Origin of the sequence: Desertivirga xinjiangensis (genome assembly GCF_024436435.1) — a bacterium.
Classification (GTDB): Bacteria; Bacteroidota; Bacteroidia; order Sphingobacteriales; family Sphingobacteriaceae; genus Desertivirga; species Desertivirga xinjiangensis.
Genome location: NZ_JAFMZP010000017.1, coordinates 1 through 20,652, shown reverse-complemented (window position 1 = coordinate 20,652; position 20,652 = coordinate 1). Strand labels below are relative to the sequence as shown.

Genomic DNA, 20,652 nt, shown 5'->3' with positions numbered 1-20,652 from the left:
TTCACTTTTCTGACTATATTTAAACTCACTGTAAAATTTCTACACTATGAAAAATGTATTAAAATTATTAATGAGCATCCTGATAATTAGTGTTTTAACAACACTTAATGGCTGCAAGGACGACTCGGAAGACGGCTCTAGTATCATGTCTTTCCGATTTCTTTTTCAGGGCCAAACCTCGGCTTCTACTACCTCTGCTCCTGTTCCTGGTATCACCTGGACCTATGCAGTATTGAACCTGAAACAATTCAAGGTAGCGTTAAAAAAGTCAAATAATGAAGTTTGGGCTAATGATTTTACCGGACTTTGGGACTTTAACTTGCTTTCAGACCAGGAAACATTCTGGAATGTTACATTTCCCAGGGGTGTGCAGTTCGATGAAATTTCCGCACAATTGGAAATGGTACCTTCCGAAACCAAACGACCCCTGACTTTAAAAGCTACGGTCACCACTCCTTCGGGTGCTATCCCGGTCGAACTTTACTTTAATGACCCCGCGACTTTAAACCTCAGCATAAAGAATCTCAACGCAAACAGTTCTGAATATCTGAGTGTGATAAATTTCGAAGTTAGCAAGTTATTAAGCGAAATAACTATAGCCGACATCCAGGGAGCAACATGGCATGAAGGAAAAGTCAGAATTTGCGACTGCTATAACATTGAACTATATAATAAAGCAAAAGCTGCTTTAAACAGCAGTTACAGCATTACATTTCAGTAATCCAAATAATCTCCATTCAAATTTCGTTATTCAAAAGCAGAAACTTTGAATGGAGATTTCTTTCTTCCTCCAGGGTTGCAACGTCAAATCTGTTCCGCAGAATGTTAAAAATACCTAAATATTCAATTTTTAGCTTAATTGCTAGGCTTAAATTTTTATTTTCGCATAATTTAAACAGGCACCATGGAAGAATTTGAAGGAAGTGCTTCATCTAAAAAGACGAAAACCGTTTACATTTCTACAGTTATAAGTATCGCCCTGGTATTATTGATGCTCGGTTTGCTGGGACTGATTTTGGTCCATGCGCGGAATCTGTCGAAGTATGTTAAGGAAAATATTGTCTTAAACATTATTGTGAGTGACGGCGCCAAAGAAGTGGATGTTCTGGCATTGCAAAAACAGTTAGATACGCATCAGTTTGTGTTAAAAACCCAATATGTAAGTAAAGAGATAGCCGCACATAACCTTCAAAAAGATCTGGGTGAAGACTTTGTGCAATTTCTGGGATACAATCCACTGCTTTCTTCGATCGACGTTTACATGAAGGAGAAACATGCAAACAATGCAAGTATTGAAGCTTTCAGTCGGCAGCTGTCTAAAAATCCTATTGTCAAAGAAGTAATTTACCAACGTTCCCTGATAGATATGGTAAATCAAAATATTCGAATCATCGGCTTTGTGATATTGGGATTTGCATCGACCCTTCTTATCATCGCTATTGCTTTAATAAATAACACAATACGCTTATCCATCTATTCTCAGCGTTTTTTAATCAAAAGTATGCAGCTGGTGGGCGCGACCAAAGGATTTATCCGTGCTCCTTTTATCGGCTACGGAATCCTTCACGGGCTGTTGGGTGGCTTGATCGCTATTATCCTATTGCTGGCAACTTTGTATCTCGCTCAGCAGCAGATACCTGAGTTAATTATACTTCGTAACTGGCTTGAGTTTATCATTGTATTTGCAGCGATACTCGTGATCGGAGTGCTTATTTCTGGTCTCAGCACCTACTTTGCCGTCAGCAAATACCTCCGTCTTAAAATTTACAATCTATATAGATAATGGCTTTAAAAAAAACTACTACAGATAATAGACCTGTAGAATTTGTATTCGGTAAAAGCAACTACAGACTTATGCTAATTGCAATAGCTGTTATTGTCCTAGGTTTTATTCTAATGATGGGCGAAACCGATATTTATGATTTCAGGAAAATTGTGCTGGCTCCTATCGTTGTGTTGATCGGATTTACTATCGGTTTCTTTGCGATATTAAAAAAACGCAGTTAAACTAATGAGTATACTTCAGGCAATAATTCTTGCAATAATAGAGGGCCTTACCGAGTTTCTGCCAGTTTCTTCCACAGGTCACATGATTATTGGCTCTTCCTTGATGGGGATACAATCAAACGACTTTGTTAAATTGTACACCGTTGCCATCCAGCTTGGTGCAATCCTCTCTGTAATTGTTCTTTACTGGAAGCGGTTTTTTCAGACTCTGGATTTTTATTACAAATTGTTTGTTGCCTTCCTGCCGGCAGCTGTCTTTGGCCTGTTATTCAGTGATACGATTGACGCTTTACTAGAGAGCCCTAAAACCGTTGCTATTGCTTTAGTGGTTGGCGGTATCATTTTACTATTTATTCATAGAATATTTAATAATCCCAGGATCAATGACACTGACAATATCAGTTATGGAAAAGCGCTGATAATTGGTTTTTTTCAATGTTTGTCTATGATACCCGGCACTTCACGGTCGGCAGCCACCATTATTGGCGGTATGGCGCAAAACCTTTCCCGTAAAGCAGCAGCCGAATTTTCTTTCTTTCTTGCTGTTCCTACCATGTTTGGAGCAACTGCAAAAAAAGTATACGACTTCTATAAAGCCGGCTATGTGATTAGTTCCGAGGAAATACAATTACTGGCCGTTGGAAACGTGGTTGCATTTATAGTAGCTCTTCTTGCTATAAAATCGTTCATTACCTTTCTGCAAAAACGAGGATTTCAGCTCTTTGGCTGGTACAGAATTGTAATAGGCTTAGTAATTCTGGGTTTTATTTACTCAGGGCACAGTCTGCAAATCATATAACAGGCTAAATTTCTTACCTTTGCAGCTTCCTTTAATTTAATAACAGTATCGTTGTGGGAGATTCGAAATTTAAAGACTTCAACTTTGCAGAAGGCGAGCTTTTGCTTATCAATAAACCTTATCACTGGACAAGCTTTGACGTGGTAGGCAAGATCCGGAATTCTTTTAAGCCTCTGAAACTCAAAGTTGGTCATGCAGGAACACTCGATCCTTTGGCAACAGGATTATTGATTATCTGCACCGGAAAGCTCACCAAGAAAATAGATGAATATCAGGCTCAGGAAAAAGAGTATACCGGGACGCTGATATTGGGCGCAACCACTTCCTCATACGATATGGAAACGGAGGTAGACGCAACGTATGCTACCGCGCATCTTACCGAACAACTGATAAAAGACAATTGTATTAATTTCATTGGCGATATCGAGCAGTTTCCACCAGCACATTCAGCGTTAAAGGTAAACGGAGAACGCCTTTATGAAAAAGCCCGCCGCGGTGAAGATGTGGAGCTGAAATCGCGGAAAGTTACAATAAGCGAGTTCGAAATAACTCGTATTGAGCTCCCGGAAGTAGACTTCAGGGTGGTGTGCAGCAAAGGAACATACATCCGGTCGCTTGCTTACGATTTTGGAAAAACCCTTAATTCAGGCGCATATCTCTCAAAATTAAGACGGACCCGTAGCGGCTCTTTCAAAGTTGAGGAAGCGTATGAAGTTATGGAACTAGTTAATCACGTGCGCGGCCTCAAAGAGAAACAGCATAGCATTATCAATCCTTAAAAAATCCTTAGCATTTTTGCTTTAGCAAAATGAAAGTTTACAAACATATTGACGAGTTTCGGAAGCTGGAGAATGCCGTCGTAACGATCGGCACCTTTGATGGCGTTCATTTCGGACATAGTAAAATTATCAGCCGTTTAACCGAAGTTGCCCGGCAAACCGGCGGAGAAAGTGTTATTCTTACCTTTTTTCCGCACCCGCGCATGATCCTTCATCCCGAGGATTCCAACCTAAAGCTCATAAACACCATCGACGAAAAAGCGGAACTGCTGGAAAAATTAGGTGTAGACCATTTAATTATAACACCCTTCACACGCGACTTTTCGAATTTATCTGCGGAGACTTATATTCAGCAGATCTTAGTGGACAAAATCGGCACTAAGAAAATCATCATAGGATACGATCATCGCTTCGGAAAAGACAGACAAGGTAACATTGAAGCGCTTCAGTTATATTGTAAAGAATATGATTACAGTGTAGAAGAGATTCCCGAACAGGACATTCATGAAGTAAAAGTAAGTTCTACCCAGATTCGTGAGTCTCTTTCAAAGGGCGACGTTGAAACGGCTGAAGATTTCCTTGGATACCCATTCTTTCTAACCGGAAAGGTCATCAAGGGTGATCGTCTCGGCCGGCAAATGGGTTTTCCCACGGCCAATTTATTGATCCCGGAGACTTACAAACTCATCCCTTCTGATGGCATTTACGCCGTTCATGTGGAACTACTCAGCAAACCGCTTCCTCTGCCCGCAGATCAACCACTGGTGCCAGCCATACATCATCCTGTCTCCAACACGTATAAAGGCATGGCCTATATCGGCAATCGTCCTACGATCAATGGTATGACCCGAAATATAGAAGTAAATATTTTTGATTTTGATAAAGAGATCTACCGGCAGTTTGTCCGCTTACACTTTGTCAACTTCGTGCGGGATGATATGCGATTCAATAACTTGGACGAACTTAAGCAGCAAATAGAAAAAGATAAACAAGCGGTATTAAAATTGCTTTCTTAAAAAGCTGTATTTTGAGCCAGCAATATTATACCGTGGCAAAACTTAATCTCGACAAACAAGAAGCTGATTTTTTAGATCAAACCATCACACATTGGCGGACCGAAGGTATTATAGATGATCCTACGGCTGAACAGCTTAAACAATCGTACGACATTAAGCAATTCGACTGGCGACGCCTTGCTCAGTATTCATTCTGGGTGGCACTGACCTGCGGATTGATTGCATTTACATCGCTGGTGATTGATGATGAAGTCATCAAACTGCTCGAAAGACTGTCTGATACTCCAGATATTTTAATAAGCATTATCTCGGCAGTCTTTGCTGCCTGGTTTTATTATCACGGCCAAAAAAGAAAACTATCGAACCCAGAGCGGGTTTTTAGCAATGAAGCTACCATCTTTATTGGAGTTTTATTCACTGCAAGCTCGATCGCTTTTCTTGGAAAGACCTTCGATAATGGCTCGGGTCACTTTTCAATACTCTTTCTTATCTCGGTTTTTGTTTATGCCGTCCTTGCGCTGAAGTTCCGTTCGCAGTTGATATGGGCCTTTGCGCTTATTTCATTGGGTAGTTGGTTTGGAACAGAAACCGGGTATCAAACAAACTGGGGCGATTATTTCCTTAGGATGAACTACCCCCTGCGCTTTGTTTTCTTTGGCGCTTTTTTAACTGCTGCAGGGGTTCTAATGTCGCGGTCAAAACGGCTGGAGGTTTTTAGAAATCTGACTTATATAATCGGGCTGTTCTACCTTTTTGTTTCCCTCTGGTTGCTTTCCATCTTTGGAAATTTTGGAACCCTTGAAGACTGGTTCAAAGTGAAACAGGCAGATCTATTCTATTGGAGTATCATTTCGGCTCTGGTTTCAATTGCGTTTATGATTTACGGCTTAAAGAAAAAAGATTCCATCGCACGCGAGTTTGGTATCACTTTTCTGCTAATCAACATTTACACCCGCTATTTCGAATATTTTTGGGGTATTACCAACAAAGCTATTTTCTTTTCAATCCTTGCTCTTTCGTTTTGGTTTATCGGCCGCAAGGCTGAGAAGATCTGGAATATTGAATTGAAGAAAAAAGATTGAAAATTTATAAAGCTGCATAGGCACACGCCGCACGGGTGCACCAGCAATTGAATTTGGACCTCTAAGGCGCACATCATGCCGAATTTATTTCGGCATCTCTTGAAGCTTGCTTAAGCAAGAGATCCTGAAACAAGTTCAGGATGACGAAAGAATTTGTTTTGGACACCTCTGGTTCTAGCGCACGTGTGCTAAGACGGCTTTCCCACCAAAAACAAATGCACAGATCGTTAAACCTGTGCATTCTTCTTTATAGTGTGCTTATTAAATTATTCAGCCAAACTCCTGAGAATTCCAAGCTCTAGCCCTCTCAACTCAGCAAGTCCTCTTAAGCGGCCAATTGCTGAATATCCCGGATTGGTTTTTTTGTTTAAATCGTCCAGCATTTTATGTCCGTGATCCGGGCGGAAAGGCATTCTCAAGTCTTTTCTTCCTGCTGCAATCCGTTTCTTCTGCTCCAGAATTAAGGCCTTCATTACAGCATACATATCCACATCTCCATCCAAATGATCCGCTTCATGGAAATTACCTTCAGCATCTCTTCTCGTACTTCTAAGATGGATAAAGTGGATTCTATCTCCAAGACGCTCAACCATTCCTGCCAGATCATTATCAGCTCTCACACCAAATGAACCGGTACAGTAAGTTAGACCATTATTATGAGATGGAACCGCAGCATACAACTCTTGAATATCGGCTTCAGTACTCACCACTCTCGGCAAACCTAAAATAGGATATGGAGGATCATCCGGATGGATACACATCAGCACCCCCGCTTGTTCTGCTGCTGGAATAACTTCAGACAGGAAGCTGAATAAATTTGCCTTAAGTTCATTAGGGCCGATTTCATTGTATCCAGCCAAAACTTTCAGGAATTCCTCAAGTGTATAGCCTTCTTCAGAACCTGGCAAACCGGCAATGATATTTTTGACTAATAACTTCTGATCGTCTTCAGACAGAGTCTCTAGATATTGTTTGGCTTTCTCTTTTTGCTCAGCAGTAAAGCTTTCTTCAGCACCCGGTCTCTTCAGGATATATAATTCGAATGCTGCAAATGCAGCAGCTTCAAATCGTAAAGCCGTAGATCCATCAGGCATCAAATAGTCCAGATTAGTTCTGGTCCAGTCCAATACCGGCATAAAGTTGTAGCAAACTATATCAATGCCACACGCTCCCAGGTTGCTGATCGACTGCTTGTAGTTGTCTATATAGTGCTGAAAGTTACCCGAGCGCTTTTTGATATCTTCGTGTACAGGCACACTTTCTACTACCGACCAGGTTAAACCAGCATTCTCAACCTCAGCTTTTCTTTTTAAGATCTCTTCCCTGGTCCAAACTTCGCCATTCGGCACATGATGTAATGCCGTAACTATACCTGTAGCTCCGGCTTGTCTAATATCAGCAAGGGATACCGGATCCTTCGGACCGTACCATCTCCATGTTTGTTCTAAACTCATTTCTGCTAAATTATAAATATTAATTAAACTCCGCTAAACGCACTGAAACCACCGTCAATAGGAATAACGACACCGGTAATAAACTTTGATCCATCACCGCAAAGCCATAACAAAGTACCTGTTAAATCTTCAGCTTCGCCGAACCGGCCCATCGGTGTATGTGCTATGATGGTATTACCCCTGTCGGTTAAACTGCCGTCTGCAGTAGTTAATAAGGTGCGATTTTGTTCAGTAAGAAAAAAGCCTGGCGCTAAAGCATTTACCCGGATACCCACTTTTGCAAAGTGCACTGCAAGCCATTGCGTAAAGTTAGAAATTGCCGCTTTAGCACCGCTATAAGCAGGGATTTTAGTTAGCGGTCTGAAGGCATTCATTGAAGATATATTGATCACAGTACAACCTTCGCGGCCGATCATATCTTTGGCGAAAACCTGCGTTGGAAGCAAACTACCAATAAAGTTTAGATCAAAAACAAACTTGATTCCCTCCGGATCTAGATCAAAGAATGTTTTAAGTTCTTCATTTCCTGTTAGGTCTTCCTCAAATAAATGATTCTTTGAAGTAGTACCTTTTGGATGATTTCCTCCGGCACCATTAATAAGAATGTCGCATGGACCAAGTTTCTCAGAAACTGTTGCATGTGCCACTTTAAGACTATCGATATCCAACACATTGCAGGCAACACCAATGGCATTCCCGCCCTTTCCATTTATATCGTTGGCAACTTTTTCTGCATTTTCCAACTTTAGATCCAACACCGCAATTTTAGCACCCTTTTGGGCTAAGGCGGTCGCCATGGTGCTGCAAAGAACGCCGCCACCGCCAGTAATTACGGCTACTTTACCTGAAAACTCTAATGACATAATTAATCGAATAATTGATTTTATTAACAAAGCTGCCAAAAAAAAAATGCATACGCAGCCTCTTCGAATATTTATTTACGAAAACGATTCCGTAACACAGTTCAGGCAATTGAGATTACTGTGGTCAGAAGCCCTTTGTACCCATAATTGACAGCATATTACCTGTTTTTTACAGGCGCCTCCTTTCTAAAACGCGAAATTTAATTCAGATAGGTATTAACCACCATTTCGCTTTTTCATCGAGGGAAAGAATTCGGGGATACCAGTTTTTAAACCAAAAGCAGAAACTATGAAAAATGAAAAATTACTTTATGTCAGCCATTTCTTTCATTCAACATTTTATAAGAAGCTATCTTTTTTGGTGCTCATTCTCTCTATCAGCTTTCTAAATGTTGAGGTAGCAAAATGTGCCACGCTTCAGCCGGCAACGGTTGCCCAAACACAAGTTAGTGGAACTGTTACTTCCGAAACAGGAGAAACCCTCCCCGGAGTATCAGTGACAATTAAAGGTGAAAATAAAGGTACAAGTACGGATGCAAATGGCAGGTATTTGATTTCGGTTCCCCAGGATGCAGTTTTGCAGTTCTCCTATCTTGGATTTGTTACTCAGTCTGTCAACGTTAATGGCAGAAGCGAAATTAACGTAATCTTAGTTGAGTCAAATACGGCATTGCAGGAAGTTGTTGTAATTGGATATCAAACAGTTAGAAGAGAAGATGTTACCGGTGCTACGGGGACAGTAAACACAAGAAATACAGAAAGACTTGTTCCACGGTCTGCGCCTGAAGCCTTACAAGGCATGGCTCCGGGAGTAAACGTGCGCACAGGTGGCTCGCCGGGACAAGAAGCTGTTGTCAGCATAAGAGGGGTCGGCACTTTTGGAAATGTCAATCCCCTGTATGTCATAGACGGAATGTTTGCAGATCCGAACACCACCGTCAATCCCAATGATATTGAAACTATTCAGATTCTGAAAGACGCATCCGCTGCTGCAATTTACGGATCGCGGGCAGCAAATGGTGTCGTCCTTATAACCACCAAAAAAGGGAAGGAAGGTCCCGCAAAAATTTCTGTAAACGCCCGGGGAAGCGTTTCACAAATCCCGAAAAGATATGAAATGATGGACGCTTCCGAATATGCGGCTACAAACACCCTGGCCCGTGCCAATTCAGGTTTACCTCCCCAACCAGGAATTGCTAATTACGACGGATCAGTAAACACAGACTGGGCCGATGAAATGCTGCGCACAGGTTATGTACAGGATTATAACGCCAGCATCTCAGGAGGCAGCAGTACTTCGAAATACCTCATCTCGGCCGGCTATTTTCAAGACTACGGAACCTTGATTGCCCGGGACTTCGACCGGACTTCCCTAAGAATCAACACCGAATCATCTAAAGGACGGTTTAAATTTGGAGAAAACCTTGCAGTTTCCAACTCTACCTTAAACACCCCTTTTCTCGGCGGATTTGCAGAAGGCAACCCCTGGTACGACATCTGGAACAGTGTTCCAAATCTTCCTGTTCGCAGTCCCTCACTTGTAAGCACCACAAATCCGGGTGGCTGGGGCTATGGCTCAGCCGGTTTTATTAATACTTTCTCCCGCAACCAGGTTGCCATTGCAGACATCACCTCCATAAGAAGCAATTTTGTTAAGATACTCGGGAATGCATTTCTCGATTTCCGGATCCTGGACGGACTTACTTATCGCTTTAATGCTGGTCTTGAAACCAGTTTTGACAAATCGAAATCCATCCGAAAAGAAGGATCCTGGTACCAAAACCAGTCTGTCGATTTCAGTCGGGTTACGGATGATCGTTCACAATATCTAAGCTATCTGTTTGAACATACGGTTAATTTCAACCATAAAATTCAAAAACATAATATAAACGGGGTTATCGGATATACCGAACAGACAACTAAACGCGATAATACACTTGGAAGCGGTCTGCATTTGGCTCAGTTTGGAGGCAATTATTTTACCACCCTGAATACTACCAGCGGACGAACAGGCGATAGAACTTCGTCTGGAACTCTAACGAAATCATTGATCACCTCTTACCTGGGAAGGCTAAATTATAATTACGACGACAGATATCTTGCGACATTTACCTTCCGGACGGATAAAGATTCCAGGTTTTCACCTGGTAACCGAACCGGTACATTCCCTTCGGTCGCTGCAGCATGGAGGATTTCCAATGAGGACTTTTTCAAGGTTGACTGGCTTTCCGATCTTAAGATCAGGGCCAGCTGGGGTATTCTAGGCGTAAATACTTTAGATGCATATCAATATTACGCTTTTTTAAATCAAGCCCCCGACGCGATATTCGGGCCAAATCAGCAATCTTACCCTGGCGCAACCCAGGCACGGCTTGTTTTTGAAAATCTTAAATGGGAGGAAAAAGAAACGACCAACCTCGGTTTTGACGCGGCCTTTTTAGAAAACCGGATCAACGTTACCGTTGATGCCTTCCGCTCAGTTTCAAGAGATGTCCTTGTTGAACAGCCACTTCCCTATTACCTGGGAAACCTAATCCGGGAACCGATCGCTAATATTGGCTCTATCTTAAATAAAGGCTTGGAATTCCAACTATCATATCGCCCTCCTTCGACTACGAGGCCGTTTAGATGGGATATCTCCGGTAACTTGAGCTTCATAAAAAACGAAGTTCTGGGCTTTGGTAATTTAGGTACAGATCCCGAAACTGGTTTGCCAAGAGAATACATCACCTCGGGGAATACCAGAACACAGGTCGGGCGCTCTATCGGCGAATTCTATGTCCTCAAAACTGACGGCATTTTTCAAAACCAGGCCGAAATCGATGCCCATCGAGCCCAAAGTGCCTATGCCCGACCTGGTGACATACGATATGTAAATATTAATGACCGTGGAACAAACGATGATATAGATGCAACCGACAGGCAATATGCTGGTTCACCATGGCCCAAGTTCACCACCGGCTTGCAGTTTAATTCATCATACAAAAACTTCACTATGTCCTTGCAGCTCTACGGAGCTTTCGGTCAGAAGTTATATAATGATGTTCGCCGCGATCTGGACACTTTTGGAGACTCCAATTATAGAACCGCCATAAACCCATGGACGCCCACCAATACAAATACAAGTTTTCCACGCTTAGGTTATGAGCCGGAAGACAGAGGAATAGATGAGAATGCGCGCGGCGATTCTGATCGCTGGATTGAAAATGGCTCATTTTTAAGAGTGAGAAGTTTAGAAATCGGATACGCCATACCCGATCGCGTTATTAGTAAAGCAGGGTTTAATAATGCCAGGGTATACGTAAGCGCTCAAAATCTGCTCACACTTACAAAATATAAAGGACTTGACCCGGATGTTGTTGGTGCAAATGCAAATTCAAATTCAACTACACCTGAAGATCGACCAAGAACCACTTTAGAGCCAGGCGTCGACAACGGGAATTACCCGGCATCCCGGATCATCTCCCTTGGCTTCAGCGTTGGTTTTTAACCTGTTCAACTTAAAGAAAGAGTATCATGAAAACGTATATATTCCTCCTTACATTTTTGATCCTGACATCCACGGGATGCAATAGAGATTTTGATGAATTAAATCCAAACGCACCTACTATAGCGACCTTTTGGCAAACCCCTGACGATGCCCTGAAAGGCGTCAATGCCGTATACAGTACTTTTTATCGCACGCCCGCACTTTATTCCAGGTGGATGTTCTACCATGGCGTCTTAAGATCTGACGAAGGATTCGGTTCAGGCGGAGATGGCGGTTTAAATAGCTTGATGAGATTTGTTCAGACCGACTACAATAATCCATTAACAGCATTAACCTGGGAGACACTTTTTGTAGGCGTTAGCCGGGCGAACCAGGTAATTGCGAACGTGCCGTCTATCACGATGGATGAGGATTTGAAGAACCGCATCATTGGAGAAGCCAAGTTCTTACGGGCCCTCTTCTACTTTAACCTCGCCCTTTACTTTGGAAGGCCGCCTCTACTCCTCACACCTCCAAAAACAACCGACATGCCGCCAAACGCTACTACGGCAGAGGTTTATGCGCAGGTGGCAAAAGACTTAAACGAAGCGATACCTAATCTGCCCATTGTTTATCCCGAACCCGACAGAGCAAACGATCTGGGAAGGGCTACGAGGGGAGCTGCCTATGCGTTGTTGGGAAAAACTTACTTGCAGCAAAATATGTATGAACCCGCAGTACAGGCCTTTTCATGGTTCTTCACTGGGGAAGGAGCAAACGTCTATCGCCTAACACCTAACTACCGGGATAACTTCCTAGTCACCAGGGAAAATAACGAGGAATCGGTTTTTGAAATTCAGTTCAATGAAAACCTATCGGAAAATACAGATGACGACGTAGACGAAAGTAGGGTAAATAATACAGGAACTTCTATCGCGCAATTTTTTGCCCCTCCTCCAATCGGATTTAACGACGGAGCAGCCCGCAGGTGGTTAATAAATGAGTTTTTGGTGGAAACAACAGCCAATGGTCAGCGTGACCCTCGTCTTGCCGCCTCATTCATATTCGATTTCATGGATCCGGCTGGCCCTAATGCAACTATGGTATATGGTGAAACATTTGCCAGCCGCTATGGAAATGGTCCTAATGCCAATGGTGTCTGGTTTAGAAAACTGCTAAATGACCACTGGAAAAATGTAGAGGGGTTCCGTTCGCCGAATAACTATCGGTTAATCCGTTATGCAGATGTGATGCTTATGTACGCGGAAGCCCTCAATGGAGCAAACAGAACCGGCGAGGCTTATACATACGTCGATCAGGTACGTCAGAGAGCAGGATTACGACCTCTATCCATTACACGGCCGGGATTAACTCAGGTGCCATTTCTCGCTCAGCTAAAGCATGAACGAATTACTGAGCTCGCCGGTGAAGGATGGCGTTGGGCCGATCTGCTGAGATGGGGCGACTTAAGTAAGGACTTAGCAGCCAGGGATCCGGAGTTTGAAGGCTTTATTGAAGGGCGGCATGAATTATACCCTATCCCCCAAAGAGACAGGGACCTTAATCCTAACCTAACACCCAATCCTAATTATTAACCAAAATAAGGGGACGGTCCAAACAAAAAGACTTTCCCCTTCATTTATTTAAGAGGTTTTTATGATCATTAGAAACAGAAATACCCTGAGACTCCTGTTTGCTTCTTTCCTTTGGATAGCAATTGGAGTAAATTGTGGTAAGCAATCCTCTGCGCCTGAAGTCATCCAGCCGGTAAATACTTTCACCAACCCGCTGGTTCAGGGCTCCGATCCCTGGGTGTATCAAAAAAATGGCACCTACTATTATCTCCAGACAGAAGGCAATTCCATCCGCCTACGAAAAACAACCTCGATGTCGCAACTAGCCTCCTCTGTCTCCACGACCATCTATCAACCTGTACCGGGCAATCCCAATTCGCGAAATATTTGGGCTCCAGAAATGTTCTTCCTCGATAACAAATGGTATATCTATTATACCGCAGGTGATGGCACCGATCTCAGCCAGAGGACCTGGGTGCTGGAAAATGCCAACGCTGACCCAATTACAGGAACCTGGACAGATAAAGGACGACTCTCGAATAGTAATGCAAACTTCTGGGCTATTGACGGAACCATCATGGAATACAACAACAACCGGTATTTCATCTGGTCGGGCCGACCGGATGTCAGCAATGTCAATCTCACACAGAATCTCTATATTTCGAAGATGACTAATCCCTGGACCCTCGAAGGTCCGGCAACCTTAATTAGCCGGCCCGATTTAACCTGGGAACGAAATGGGTTTGGCGTTAACGAAGCACCCGAGGTTCTGGTAAATCCCGGAAACACCTATTTTATTACCTACTCTGCAAGCTATTGCGGAACTGACGATTATGCCCTGGGCTTGCTGACTCTAAAAGAAGGAGGAAACCCTGTAACATCCACTGACTGGACGAAACATCCGAACCCGGTATTTATCAAAAAGCCCTCCGTAAATGCTTACGGTCCCGGACATAATTCTTTTTTTAAGTCCAAAGATGGCACCGAGCATTGGATGATCTACCATGCAAACTCCAATAGTGGCGAGGGATGCGGGGACAAACGCAATATCCGCATGCAAAAAATCACTTTCAATCCAGACGGTTTCCCTAACTTCGGTGAACCGGTAGCTACAGGCTTACAGATTAATAAACCATCAGGAGAATAATATGAATTTACGAAAACTCTTTTACCTAATTTTATTTAGTGCCAGCTGGATAAGTGCATCTGCTCAAACCTTTACTAACCCCCTTTTGCCCCTGGGACCCGATCCATGGAGTATTTACAAAGATGGCTATTACTATTACACCCATACCTTGCAGGATAGCCTGGTAATATGGAAGACCACTAATCTTGCAGACCTAAAAAATGCCGAAAAAAAAACGATCTTCCGTCCGCCAGCAGGAACCCCTTATTCCAAAGAGTTATGGGCGCCCGAAATTCATTTCATAAACAATAAATGGTACACCTATTTTGCCGCTGACGATGGCAACAATAACAACCACCGGATGTATGTACTTGAGAACGAATCCAGCGACCCCATGCAGGGTAACTGGATCCTAAAAGGAAAAGTAGGAGACCGTTCAGATAAGTGGGCCATAGATGGTTCGGTCTTCTTCCATAAAAATAAACTGTACATGGTTTGGGCTGGCTGGGAAGGTGACATCAATCAAAAACAAGAGATCTACATCGCCAGAATGAAAAACCCATATACGATCAAAGGGAAACGTGTCAAGATTTCGAGCCCCCTATACGAGTGGGAGAAACACGGCGACTTAAACGATCCAAACAATCCGCCCCATGTGGATGTGAACGAAGGCCCACAAATACTGAAAAATCCGCAAAATAAACTCTTCCTAATCTACTCTGCCAGTGGTTGCTGGACAGACTTTTATGCGCTGGGCATGCTCACTTTTACAGGGAAAAATTTGCTTAAGCCATCGTCCTGGCAAAAAAAACCATACCCGGTATTCAAAAAGGCACCGGAGAATGACGTATATGCGCCCGGGCACAACTCCTTTTTCAAATCTCCGGACGGAACGGAAGACTGGATTCTTTACCACGCTAATTCGCAGCCAAACCAGGGATGCGGAAACTTCCGTACACCGCGGGCGCAGAAGTTTACCTGGAATTCAGATGGAACACCCAACTTCGGTATTCCGGTCAAAACCGGTGTACCTATTCCAATCCCTTCCACCGGTAAATAAGTTTTCGTTCGTGTATTTAAAGCCCAAAAAAAATGAAACGATTTAGGAATAAACTGCTGATCATTTTGTTTCTGCTTTCTTCCGTATCATCGGTAGAAGCACAAAAAGTAAACGTACCTTCCGGTGCAGGCCGGTGGAGTGTTGAAAAAGCTAACGAATGGTATAATCAATTTAAGTGGATCAACGGCGCAGATTTTTTACCAAGTACTGCCATCAACCAGCTCGAAATGTGGCAGGCTGAAACTTTCGATTTTGCTACCATCAACAAGGAATTAGGTTGGGCAGAAAACATCGGCTTTAACACCATGCGTGTTTACCTGCACAGCCTCGCCTGGAAGCAGGACCCGACCGGATTCAAGCAGAGGGTTGACCGCTACCTGGGCATAGCCGACAAACATAAAATAAAGACCATTTTCGTCTTCTTCGACGACTGCTGGAACAAGCAGGCAAGACCGGGAAAACAACCAGAACCGAAGCCTGGCGTCCACAACTCCGGCTGGGTGCAGGACCCCGGTGATCCCGATTCTAAAGATCCATCGAAGTTCCCGGAATTGGAAAAGTACGTAAAAGATGTCATTCAACATTTTTCAAAGGATAAAAGAATTTTGCTGTGGGATCTATATAACGAGCCGGGAAACTCCGGAAAACTAACCACCTCTCTCCCATTACTCAAAAATGTATTTAGCTGGGCCCGCGAGGTTAATCCCTCTCAACCTCTCAGTGTAGGACTCTGGGCCTGGGATTATGAGGAACTCAATGCTTTTCAGGCATTGAACTCCGACGTTATTACCTACCACGACTATGAAGATCCGCAATGGCATCAAAGAGTTATTGATCTTCTAAAATCGCATGGCCGGCCGATGATCTGTACTGAATATATGGCCAGGACTCGCAACAGTCGCTTCTCCAATATTTTACCGTTGCTTCACAAAGAAAACATTGGAGCTATTAACTGGGGTTTCGTTGCAGGTAAATCGAATACCATCTATGCCTGGGATACTCCCCTTCCATCAGGAGAACAACCTATAGAATGGTTCCATGATATTTTTAAAAAAGATGGTACCCCTTATCGCGATGACGAGGTGCAATTGATCAAAAAACTCAACGGCATAAAGTAAACCAGGGAGATAAATATGTAAACATCTTTGATTCAGGAATTCGCTAATTTGAGGCACCTATGAATTACTGATCGATATGTTTACAACATCTGAGATATACCTTGTCGTATGTGTTATTTCCCTCGCTGCCGCCCTTATTTTTTTGCTGCAACACTTTATTCGTCGCAAGCAGCTAAAAACCAAACAGAAAAACAAGGATAGCCATGCAGATCATGTGCAGATACCTGTCGGCGAACTGCACACTATCCTTGTGATAGAAGACGACACTTTCCTGTCAGAGTTTATCTGCAAAAACCTTACTCAGGAAGGATATAAATGTATTAACGTTAATAGCGGTAATGAAGCCCTCAAACTATTAAACAAACACCATGTTGATATTCTGATCTGCGATATCACTACGCCCTCCAAGGGTGGTGTTGATTTCTGCAAAAAAATCAAGCATGATATCAACTATAACCACTTACCTTTCATTTTGCTGACGGGTAAAACCAGCCCCAACATCGAGATCGATGCACTGGAGAATGGAGCTTATGCCTGCATTGCCAAACCCTTCAAATGGAAGCAACTGTCCTTAACCATCAAAAACCTCATACAGCTGCATCATAGTATATGGATAAAGTTTAGCCAGCACCCATTTGAAGATACAGAATCTCTTTATTCAGCGCATAAAGACCGGGTATTTCTCAAGAAAATAATTTCTGCCGTCGAAGAACATATCTCGGATACTGACTTTTCAGTGGAAGGGCTAAGCAAAAAAGTTGGATTGAGCCGCTCAGCACTTTATAAGAAAATCAAAACGATCACTGGACATGTGCCAAGTGAATTCATCCGGCAGGTAAGACTTAAACACGCCGCAAGGCTGTTGATAACCCGGGAATATAACATTTCCGAGATTGGTTATATGGTAGGCTTCAGCTCCCCCTCTTATTTCTCCAGGTGCTTTTACCAACAGTTCCAGGTTACGCCTACGGAGTTTCTAAAATATAATAGTAAGAACTGACTGCGACTGTACGCTCTAATGCGTATCGTCATGTTGATCCGCGATTAAGTTCGGGATGACGAAGTATAGGCAGAGGCGTCATGCCGAATCTAGTTCACTGTTGTCCGGTAAGGTTTTAAGTAGCATTTAAAAACCCTTATTCTGGCCTCCAATGAGGCCTTTTTTGTTCATACTAGATTCCAAGCCCCCGAAATCTTAAAAATTACAATCGTATTTAAAATTCGGCTGTCCGGTAAACATTTAACCAAATCACACCTTTTTTCTGCGTTTGACCGCTTATGGTTGCCATACAGCACTTTCAAAGGTTTTTATCGCAGAATATCGCAGCCATTTTGATTCCGGCTGTCCGGTAAACATTTTACGAAAATCTTTTACCGGACAACAGTGAATCTAGTTCCGCTTCTCATGAGCTATGTATGAAGGATGTGCTTAGACAACAGGTTCTGAAATAAGTTCAGGATGGATGACGAAGAAACATTTATGGCGCGGTCGACCCTGCTGGCGTGCAGGTGCCGCGTTCCCGTTATAACAGCCTCTTCAGCATCAGTTACTGAAACTTTACCGAGCCATAACTAGTCTTCACCAATATCCGGGCCGGAGAACCCTTACCATACTGACCCTGGTAATGTTTCGTAAAATGCGGCCGACCATTCTCTTCGTCGGCTGTCTTACTTATGATTGTAGTTTTATCTGCCGGATAATAAAATCCGCCCATATTTACAGTCACATCAAAATCGAAATTAGAGGACGGCCCGGTGCCTACAGCCACAGAGCCCTTATCCGTATTAATAATTAAAGTTTTTACATTATTGTCAACTTCGTCTATTTTTAAGCTGCCATATTTATTTTCCAGGTTGCCACCATTAGTCACTTTGCCAATTTTGGTTGACCCATACCTCACGTCTGCCGTTATACCACTTGCGCTGGCAATATTCAGACTGCCATAGGATACATTTATACTGCCAACAACATATTTTTCTAAATTCACCGATCCATATTTTACGCTAATGTCGTTCGATATATTCAACAAACTTCCGCCCTTTAATGAACCGTAGCTATTATCAACTTGTAAACGTCCATTAAACTCGGGCAAAATAACGTCTCCAAATTTATTTATAATATCCAGGGGATTACCGCCAGGCATATAAACGGTATATTCTATAATAACCCCTTTAGGATCTTTACCCCTCTTATAGACGCCGCCATAGCTCTTGCCAGATTCAATGTTTGTTTTATAACTGATCAGATTAGAGCTTTTAACTTCATCTATCTTAACGCCATCCAGCAGTTCGGCTGCCTGCCTTTCAGAGTTTCCAAAAGCCTTTATCTCAATATCAACCTTAAATTCCTTCTTTGGCCAGACGTTTATGTAAACATTTCCGTATTGATTATTTATTGCGAGCTTATCATTGGCATCCACCTGGTGAAGTTTGCTACTTTTCTTTACTTTGCTTAAAGTTCCCCGGTCCTTATTTTGCCTTTCAATCTTCCTGAGATTCATTTCCGGTACCTCCGGGGTCGAAGGAGCACGCTCTGGTCCCTGAAAATCAGGAATGCTCTCCATGATCTGCATTTTTAATTTTTGCGTAAGCTCTTTGAGTTGCATATCCACGGCTTTTAGTCGAAGACTGGCTTTCTTCAGTTCAGCACTATGAGATTTAATCACCAAGTGATGATCAAAATCCGTCGTCTGCGGCGTGGTGGCTACCGGTGGCTTGGGAAGTTCCTGTGCCTTCAATGCATTAAGAGTCATCGATAGGAATACTATCAACAGAATCCTGTATATATTAGATGTCCCTGAGACCATTATTATGTCCTTTCTTAACTTTATTTACTTCCCGAATTATTTCTAACTGCTGATTTAATACTTCAATTTGAATCTTCATGTTGAGAATCATCGCTTTAACCGTCTCCTCCTGGTTGGGGCTGTCTGTAAGCTCCCTTTTAAGTTTTTGATAGCTATCGTCAATAACCTTAAGCTCTGATAAAAACTCACGATATAGGCCCGGATCCTTTGCCTCAAGTTGCTTTAATTGATTTCGTTTCTCCTCAATTAATGACGCATATTGAAATTCCTGTTTCGCCATTTTCGGATTAATCTCTACAATATCGGGAGCTGAATCTTTCTCTGGGAGCAGAAAGAGAGCAGCACCCAGCACAATCACAATGCCAGCGGCTATTTTAAGAAGAACACTTAATTTAACCACCCTCTCCTTCCGCGGGGCATTCTTTTGTATCTGATCCAGTCCTTTTTCAATCGAACCCCATAAGTCAGCTGGAGGTTCAAATTCATCAAACTGCTTTTTATTATCTCTGATAAAGTTTTCTAATTTGTCGTTCATCTCTTCCTAATTATTATTCATTCCCTGAACTTTCAACACCTCGATTAACTTTCTTTTAGCACGTAGAAGCTGAGTCCTTGAAGTATTTTCGCTTATATTGAGTATATACCCGATCTCTTCATGATCATAACCTTCAAGCAAATACAGAGAAAGAATTACTCTGTAATTATCGCGCAACAATTGAATAGCCAGTCTTACTTGTTTAACCTGAAACTCGATATCTTCCCAGCCCTCTTCCTCAGCATCGGCAATCTCCTCAATTCCTTCATCCTCAATTGAAATAAAATCCAGCTTTTTTTTCCTGAGGAGAGTAATTGACTTGTTCACGACGATTTGCTTAATCCACCAGCCGAAGCTTGATTCCTGCCGGAAATCCCCAATACGAATAAATGCATCAAGGAACGACTCCTGCAGAACATCGGCAGCATCATCTTCATTGTTGAGCATTCGCAAAGCCACGTTGTACATCCCCTTCGAATAGAGGTTGTACAATTCGTATTGTGCTTTCCTGTTTCCTTCCCGGCATTCAACCACCAGGTTGTAATGCTGATCTGCATAAAGGGCTTCCAATGTATTGAACTTTCGAAATAATAGACGCAAAGAATTTGGCAGTGTTGCAGTTTTATTGAATAAACAGCTAAACTAATTTACTTTTAATTTATGACTGACACATTCTCATTTTTGGGACAGATGCCGAAAATCCTAAAGCAAAACAAAGGATCAAGTGGAAAGGTTGGGGGGTGGCGGCTAAGCGCATTAATGCCAACTTTTTAAAACGGTCGTCATGCCGAACTAATTTCGGTATCTCTTGGACTATAAAGGAAATGCTTAAGCAGGAGGTCCTGAAACAAGTTCAGGATGACGAAGCAAGGAAGGGATCAGTCCGGAAAGTTGTGGAGGGTGATAAAAAAGGATTAGTTTTGCGAGCAAAAAAACTTGGAGAAAGAACTCTTATCGCTATTG

18 protein-coding genes are annotated in these 20,652 nt (G+C 42.7%); 13 read left to right on the top strand and 5 right to left on the bottom strand.

Translation table 11 applies throughout. From position 1 onward, the window contains the following. Positions 1–46: 46 nt before the first annotated feature. From J3P37_RS22790 to J3P37_RS22760, 7 genes are all read left to right on the top strand, one after another. Complete coding sequence (locus tag J3P37_RS22790; protein ID WP_256014436.1) at positions 47–721, top strand: hypothetical protein; 675 nt, start codon at positions 47–49, stop codon at positions 719–721. Positions 722–904: 183 nt separating this feature from the next. Then, on the top strand, positions 905–1,783 hold the full coding sequence (locus J3P37_RS22785; protein ID WP_256014434.1) for a cell division protein FtsX: 879 nt from the start codon (positions 905–907) through the stop codon (positions 1,781–1,783). Next, positions 1,783–2,007 (top strand): DUF3098 domain-containing protein, encoded by a 225-nt coding sequence (locus J3P37_RS22780; protein ID WP_256014431.1) that lies wholly within the window; start codon positions 1,783–1,785, stop codon positions 2,005–2,007. Before J3P37_RS22785 ends, J3P37_RS22780 begins: the two co-directional genes overlap by 1 nt. A 4-nt stretch (positions 2,008–2,011) precedes the next feature. Next, on the top strand, positions 2,012–2,806 hold the full coding sequence (locus tag J3P37_RS22775) for an undecaprenyl-diphosphate phosphatase (protein ID WP_256014428.1): 795 nt from the start codon (positions 2,012–2,014) through the stop codon (positions 2,804–2,806). A gap of 53 nt (positions 2,807–2,859) precedes the next feature. Next, positions 2,860–3,585 carry a tRNA pseudouridine(55) synthase TruB gene (gene truB / locus J3P37_RS22770; RefSeq protein WP_439648988.1) on the top strand — a complete coding sequence of 242 codons (726 nt, stop codon included), beginning with the start codon at positions 2,860–2,862 and terminating at the stop codon, positions 3,583–3,585. Between the two features lie 29 nt (positions 3,586–3,614). After that, entirely contained in the window at positions 3,615–4,601 is a 987-nt protein-coding gene (locus J3P37_RS22765) for a bifunctional riboflavin kinase/FAD synthetase (protein WP_256014425.1), read from the top strand. A gap of 11 nt (positions 4,602–4,612) precedes the next feature. Further along, positions 4,613–5,683, top strand: coding sequence for a DUF2157 domain-containing protein (locus J3P37_RS22760; protein WP_256014423.1), 1,071 nt, complete (start codon positions 4,613–4,615; stop codon positions 5,681–5,683). 266 nt (positions 5,684–5,949) lie between these two features. Here J3P37_RS22760 and uxuA read toward each other — a convergent pair whose 3' ends face one another. Together uxuA and J3P37_RS22750 are read right to left on the bottom strand one after the other, a co-directional pair. Continuing rightward, positions 5,950–7,137, bottom strand: coding sequence for a mannonate dehydratase (gene uxuA, locus J3P37_RS22755; protein ID WP_256014421.1), 1,188 nt, complete (start codon positions 7,135–7,137; stop codon positions 5,950–5,952). A 23-nt stretch (positions 7,138–7,160) separates the two neighbouring features. Further along, positions 7,161–8,000: an SDR family oxidoreductase gene (locus J3P37_RS22750; RefSeq protein WP_256014418.1), complete on the bottom strand. Its 840-nt coding sequence runs from the start codon at positions 7,998–8,000 to the stop codon at positions 7,161–7,163. A gap of 289 nt (positions 8,001–8,289) precedes the next feature. On the opposite strand from J3P37_RS22750, the gene J3P37_RS22745 reads away from it, so the two are divergent. From J3P37_RS22745 to J3P37_RS22720, 6 genes are all read left to right on the top strand, one after another. Next, positions 8,290–11,490, top strand: a complete 3,201-nt coding sequence (locus tag J3P37_RS22745) for a SusC/RagA family TonB-linked outer membrane protein (protein ID WP_256014416.1) — start codon at positions 8,290–8,292, stop codon at positions 11,488–11,490. A gap of 26 nt (positions 11,491–11,516) precedes the next feature. After that, positions 11,517–13,064: a RagB/SusD family nutrient uptake outer membrane protein gene (locus J3P37_RS22740; RefSeq protein WP_256014413.1), complete on the top strand. Its 1,548-nt coding sequence runs from the start codon at positions 11,517–11,519 to the stop codon at positions 13,062–13,064. A 61-nt stretch (positions 13,065–13,125) separates the two neighbouring features. After that, entirely contained in the window at positions 13,126–14,190 is a 1,065-nt protein-coding gene (locus J3P37_RS22735) for a glycoside hydrolase family 43 protein (RefSeq protein WP_256014411.1), read from the top strand. Between the two features lies 1 nt (position 14,191). Further along, complete coding sequence (locus J3P37_RS22730) at positions 14,192–15,229, top strand: glycoside hydrolase family 43 protein (protein WP_256014408.1); 1,038 nt, start codon at positions 14,192–14,194, stop codon at positions 15,227–15,229. 32 nt (positions 15,230–15,261) lie between these two features. Beyond that, the gene (locus J3P37_RS22725; RefSeq protein WP_256014406.1) at positions 15,262–16,347 is read left to right on the top strand and encodes a glycoside hydrolase family 2 TIM barrel-domain containing protein; all 1,086 of its coding nucleotides are present in this window, start codon (positions 15,262–15,264) and stop codon (positions 16,345–16,347) included. Between the two features lie 76 nt (positions 16,348–16,423). After that, complete coding sequence (locus J3P37_RS22720; protein ID WP_256014404.1) at positions 16,424–17,347, top strand: response regulator transcription factor; 924 nt, start codon at positions 16,424–16,426, stop codon at positions 17,345–17,347. Between the two features lie 547 nt (positions 17,348–17,894). On the opposite strand, the gene J3P37_RS22715 is transcribed toward J3P37_RS22720, so the two are convergent. From J3P37_RS22715 to J3P37_RS22705, 3 genes are read right to left on the bottom strand one after another with little or no spacing between them, the layout of a single operon-like run. Continuing rightward, positions 17,895–19,100, bottom strand: coding sequence for a DUF4097 family beta strand repeat-containing protein (locus J3P37_RS22715; protein WP_256014402.1), 1,206 nt, complete (start codon positions 19,098–19,100; stop codon positions 17,895–17,897). Between the two features lie 34 nt (positions 19,101–19,134). Continuing rightward, the gene (locus J3P37_RS22710; protein WP_256014399.1) at positions 19,135–19,689 is read right to left on the bottom strand and encodes a hypothetical protein; all 555 of its coding nucleotides are present in this window, start codon (positions 19,687–19,689) and stop codon (positions 19,135–19,137) included. 6 nt (positions 19,690–19,695) lie between these two features. Beyond that, complete coding sequence (locus J3P37_RS22705) at positions 19,696–20,259, bottom strand: RNA polymerase sigma factor (RefSeq protein ID WP_256014396.1); 564 nt, start codon at positions 20,257–20,259, stop codon at positions 19,696–19,698. Between the last annotated feature and the right edge of the window lie 393 nt (positions 20,260–20,652).

Bases quoted from the DNA above. Each gene is read 5' to 3' on its own strand.
- J3P37_RS22790 (WP_256014436.1), top strand. From the start codon at position 47: ATGAAAAATGTATTAAAATTATTAATGAGCATCCTGATAATTAGTGTT.
- J3P37_RS22785 (WP_256014434.1), top strand. From the start codon at position 905: ATGGAAGAATTTGAAGGAAGTGCTTCATCTAAAAAGACGAAAACCGTT.
- J3P37_RS22780 (WP_256014431.1), top strand. From the start codon at position 1,783: ATGGCTTTAAAAAAAACTACTACAGATAATAGACCTGTAGAATTTGTA.
- J3P37_RS22775 (WP_256014428.1), top strand. From the start codon at position 2,012: ATGAGTATACTTCAGGCAATAATTCTTGCAATAATAGAGGGCCTTACC.
- J3P37_RS22765 (WP_256014425.1), top strand. From the start codon at position 3,615: ATGAAAGTTTACAAACATATTGACGAGTTTCGGAAGCTGGAGAATGCC.
- uxuA (WP_256014421.1), bottom strand. From the start codon at position 7,137: ATGAGTTTAGAACAAACATGGAGATGGTACGGTCCGAAGGATCCGGTA.
- J3P37_RS22750 (WP_256014418.1), bottom strand. From the start codon at position 8,000: ATGTCATTAGAGTTTTCAGGTAAAGTAGCCGTAATTACTGGCGGTGGC.
- J3P37_RS22745 (WP_256014416.1), top strand. From the start codon at position 8,290: ATGAAAAATGAAAAATTACTTTATGTCAGCCATTTCTTTCATTCAACA.
- J3P37_RS22740 (WP_256014413.1), top strand. From the start codon at position 11,517: ATGAAAACGTATATATTCCTCCTTACATTTTTGATCCTGACATCCACG.
- J3P37_RS22735 (WP_256014411.1), top strand. From the start codon at position 13,126: ATGATCATTAGAAACAGAAATACCCTGAGACTCCTGTTTGCTTCTTTC.
- J3P37_RS22730 (WP_256014408.1), top strand. From the start codon at position 14,192: ATGAATTTACGAAAACTCTTTTACCTAATTTTATTTAGTGCCAGCTGG.
- J3P37_RS22725 (WP_256014406.1), top strand. From the start codon at position 15,262: ATGAAACGATTTAGGAATAAACTGCTGATCATTTTGTTTCTGCTTTCT.
- J3P37_RS22720 (WP_256014404.1), top strand. From the start codon at position 16,424: ATGTTTACAACATCTGAGATATACCTTGTCGTATGTGTTATTTCCCTC.
- J3P37_RS22715 (WP_256014402.1), bottom strand. From the start codon at position 19,100: ATGACTCTTAATGCATTGAAGGCACAGGAACTTCCCAAGCCACCGGTA.
- J3P37_RS22710 (WP_256014399.1), bottom strand. From the start codon at position 19,689: ATGAACGACAAATTAGAAAACTTTATCAGAGATAATAAAAAGCAGTTT.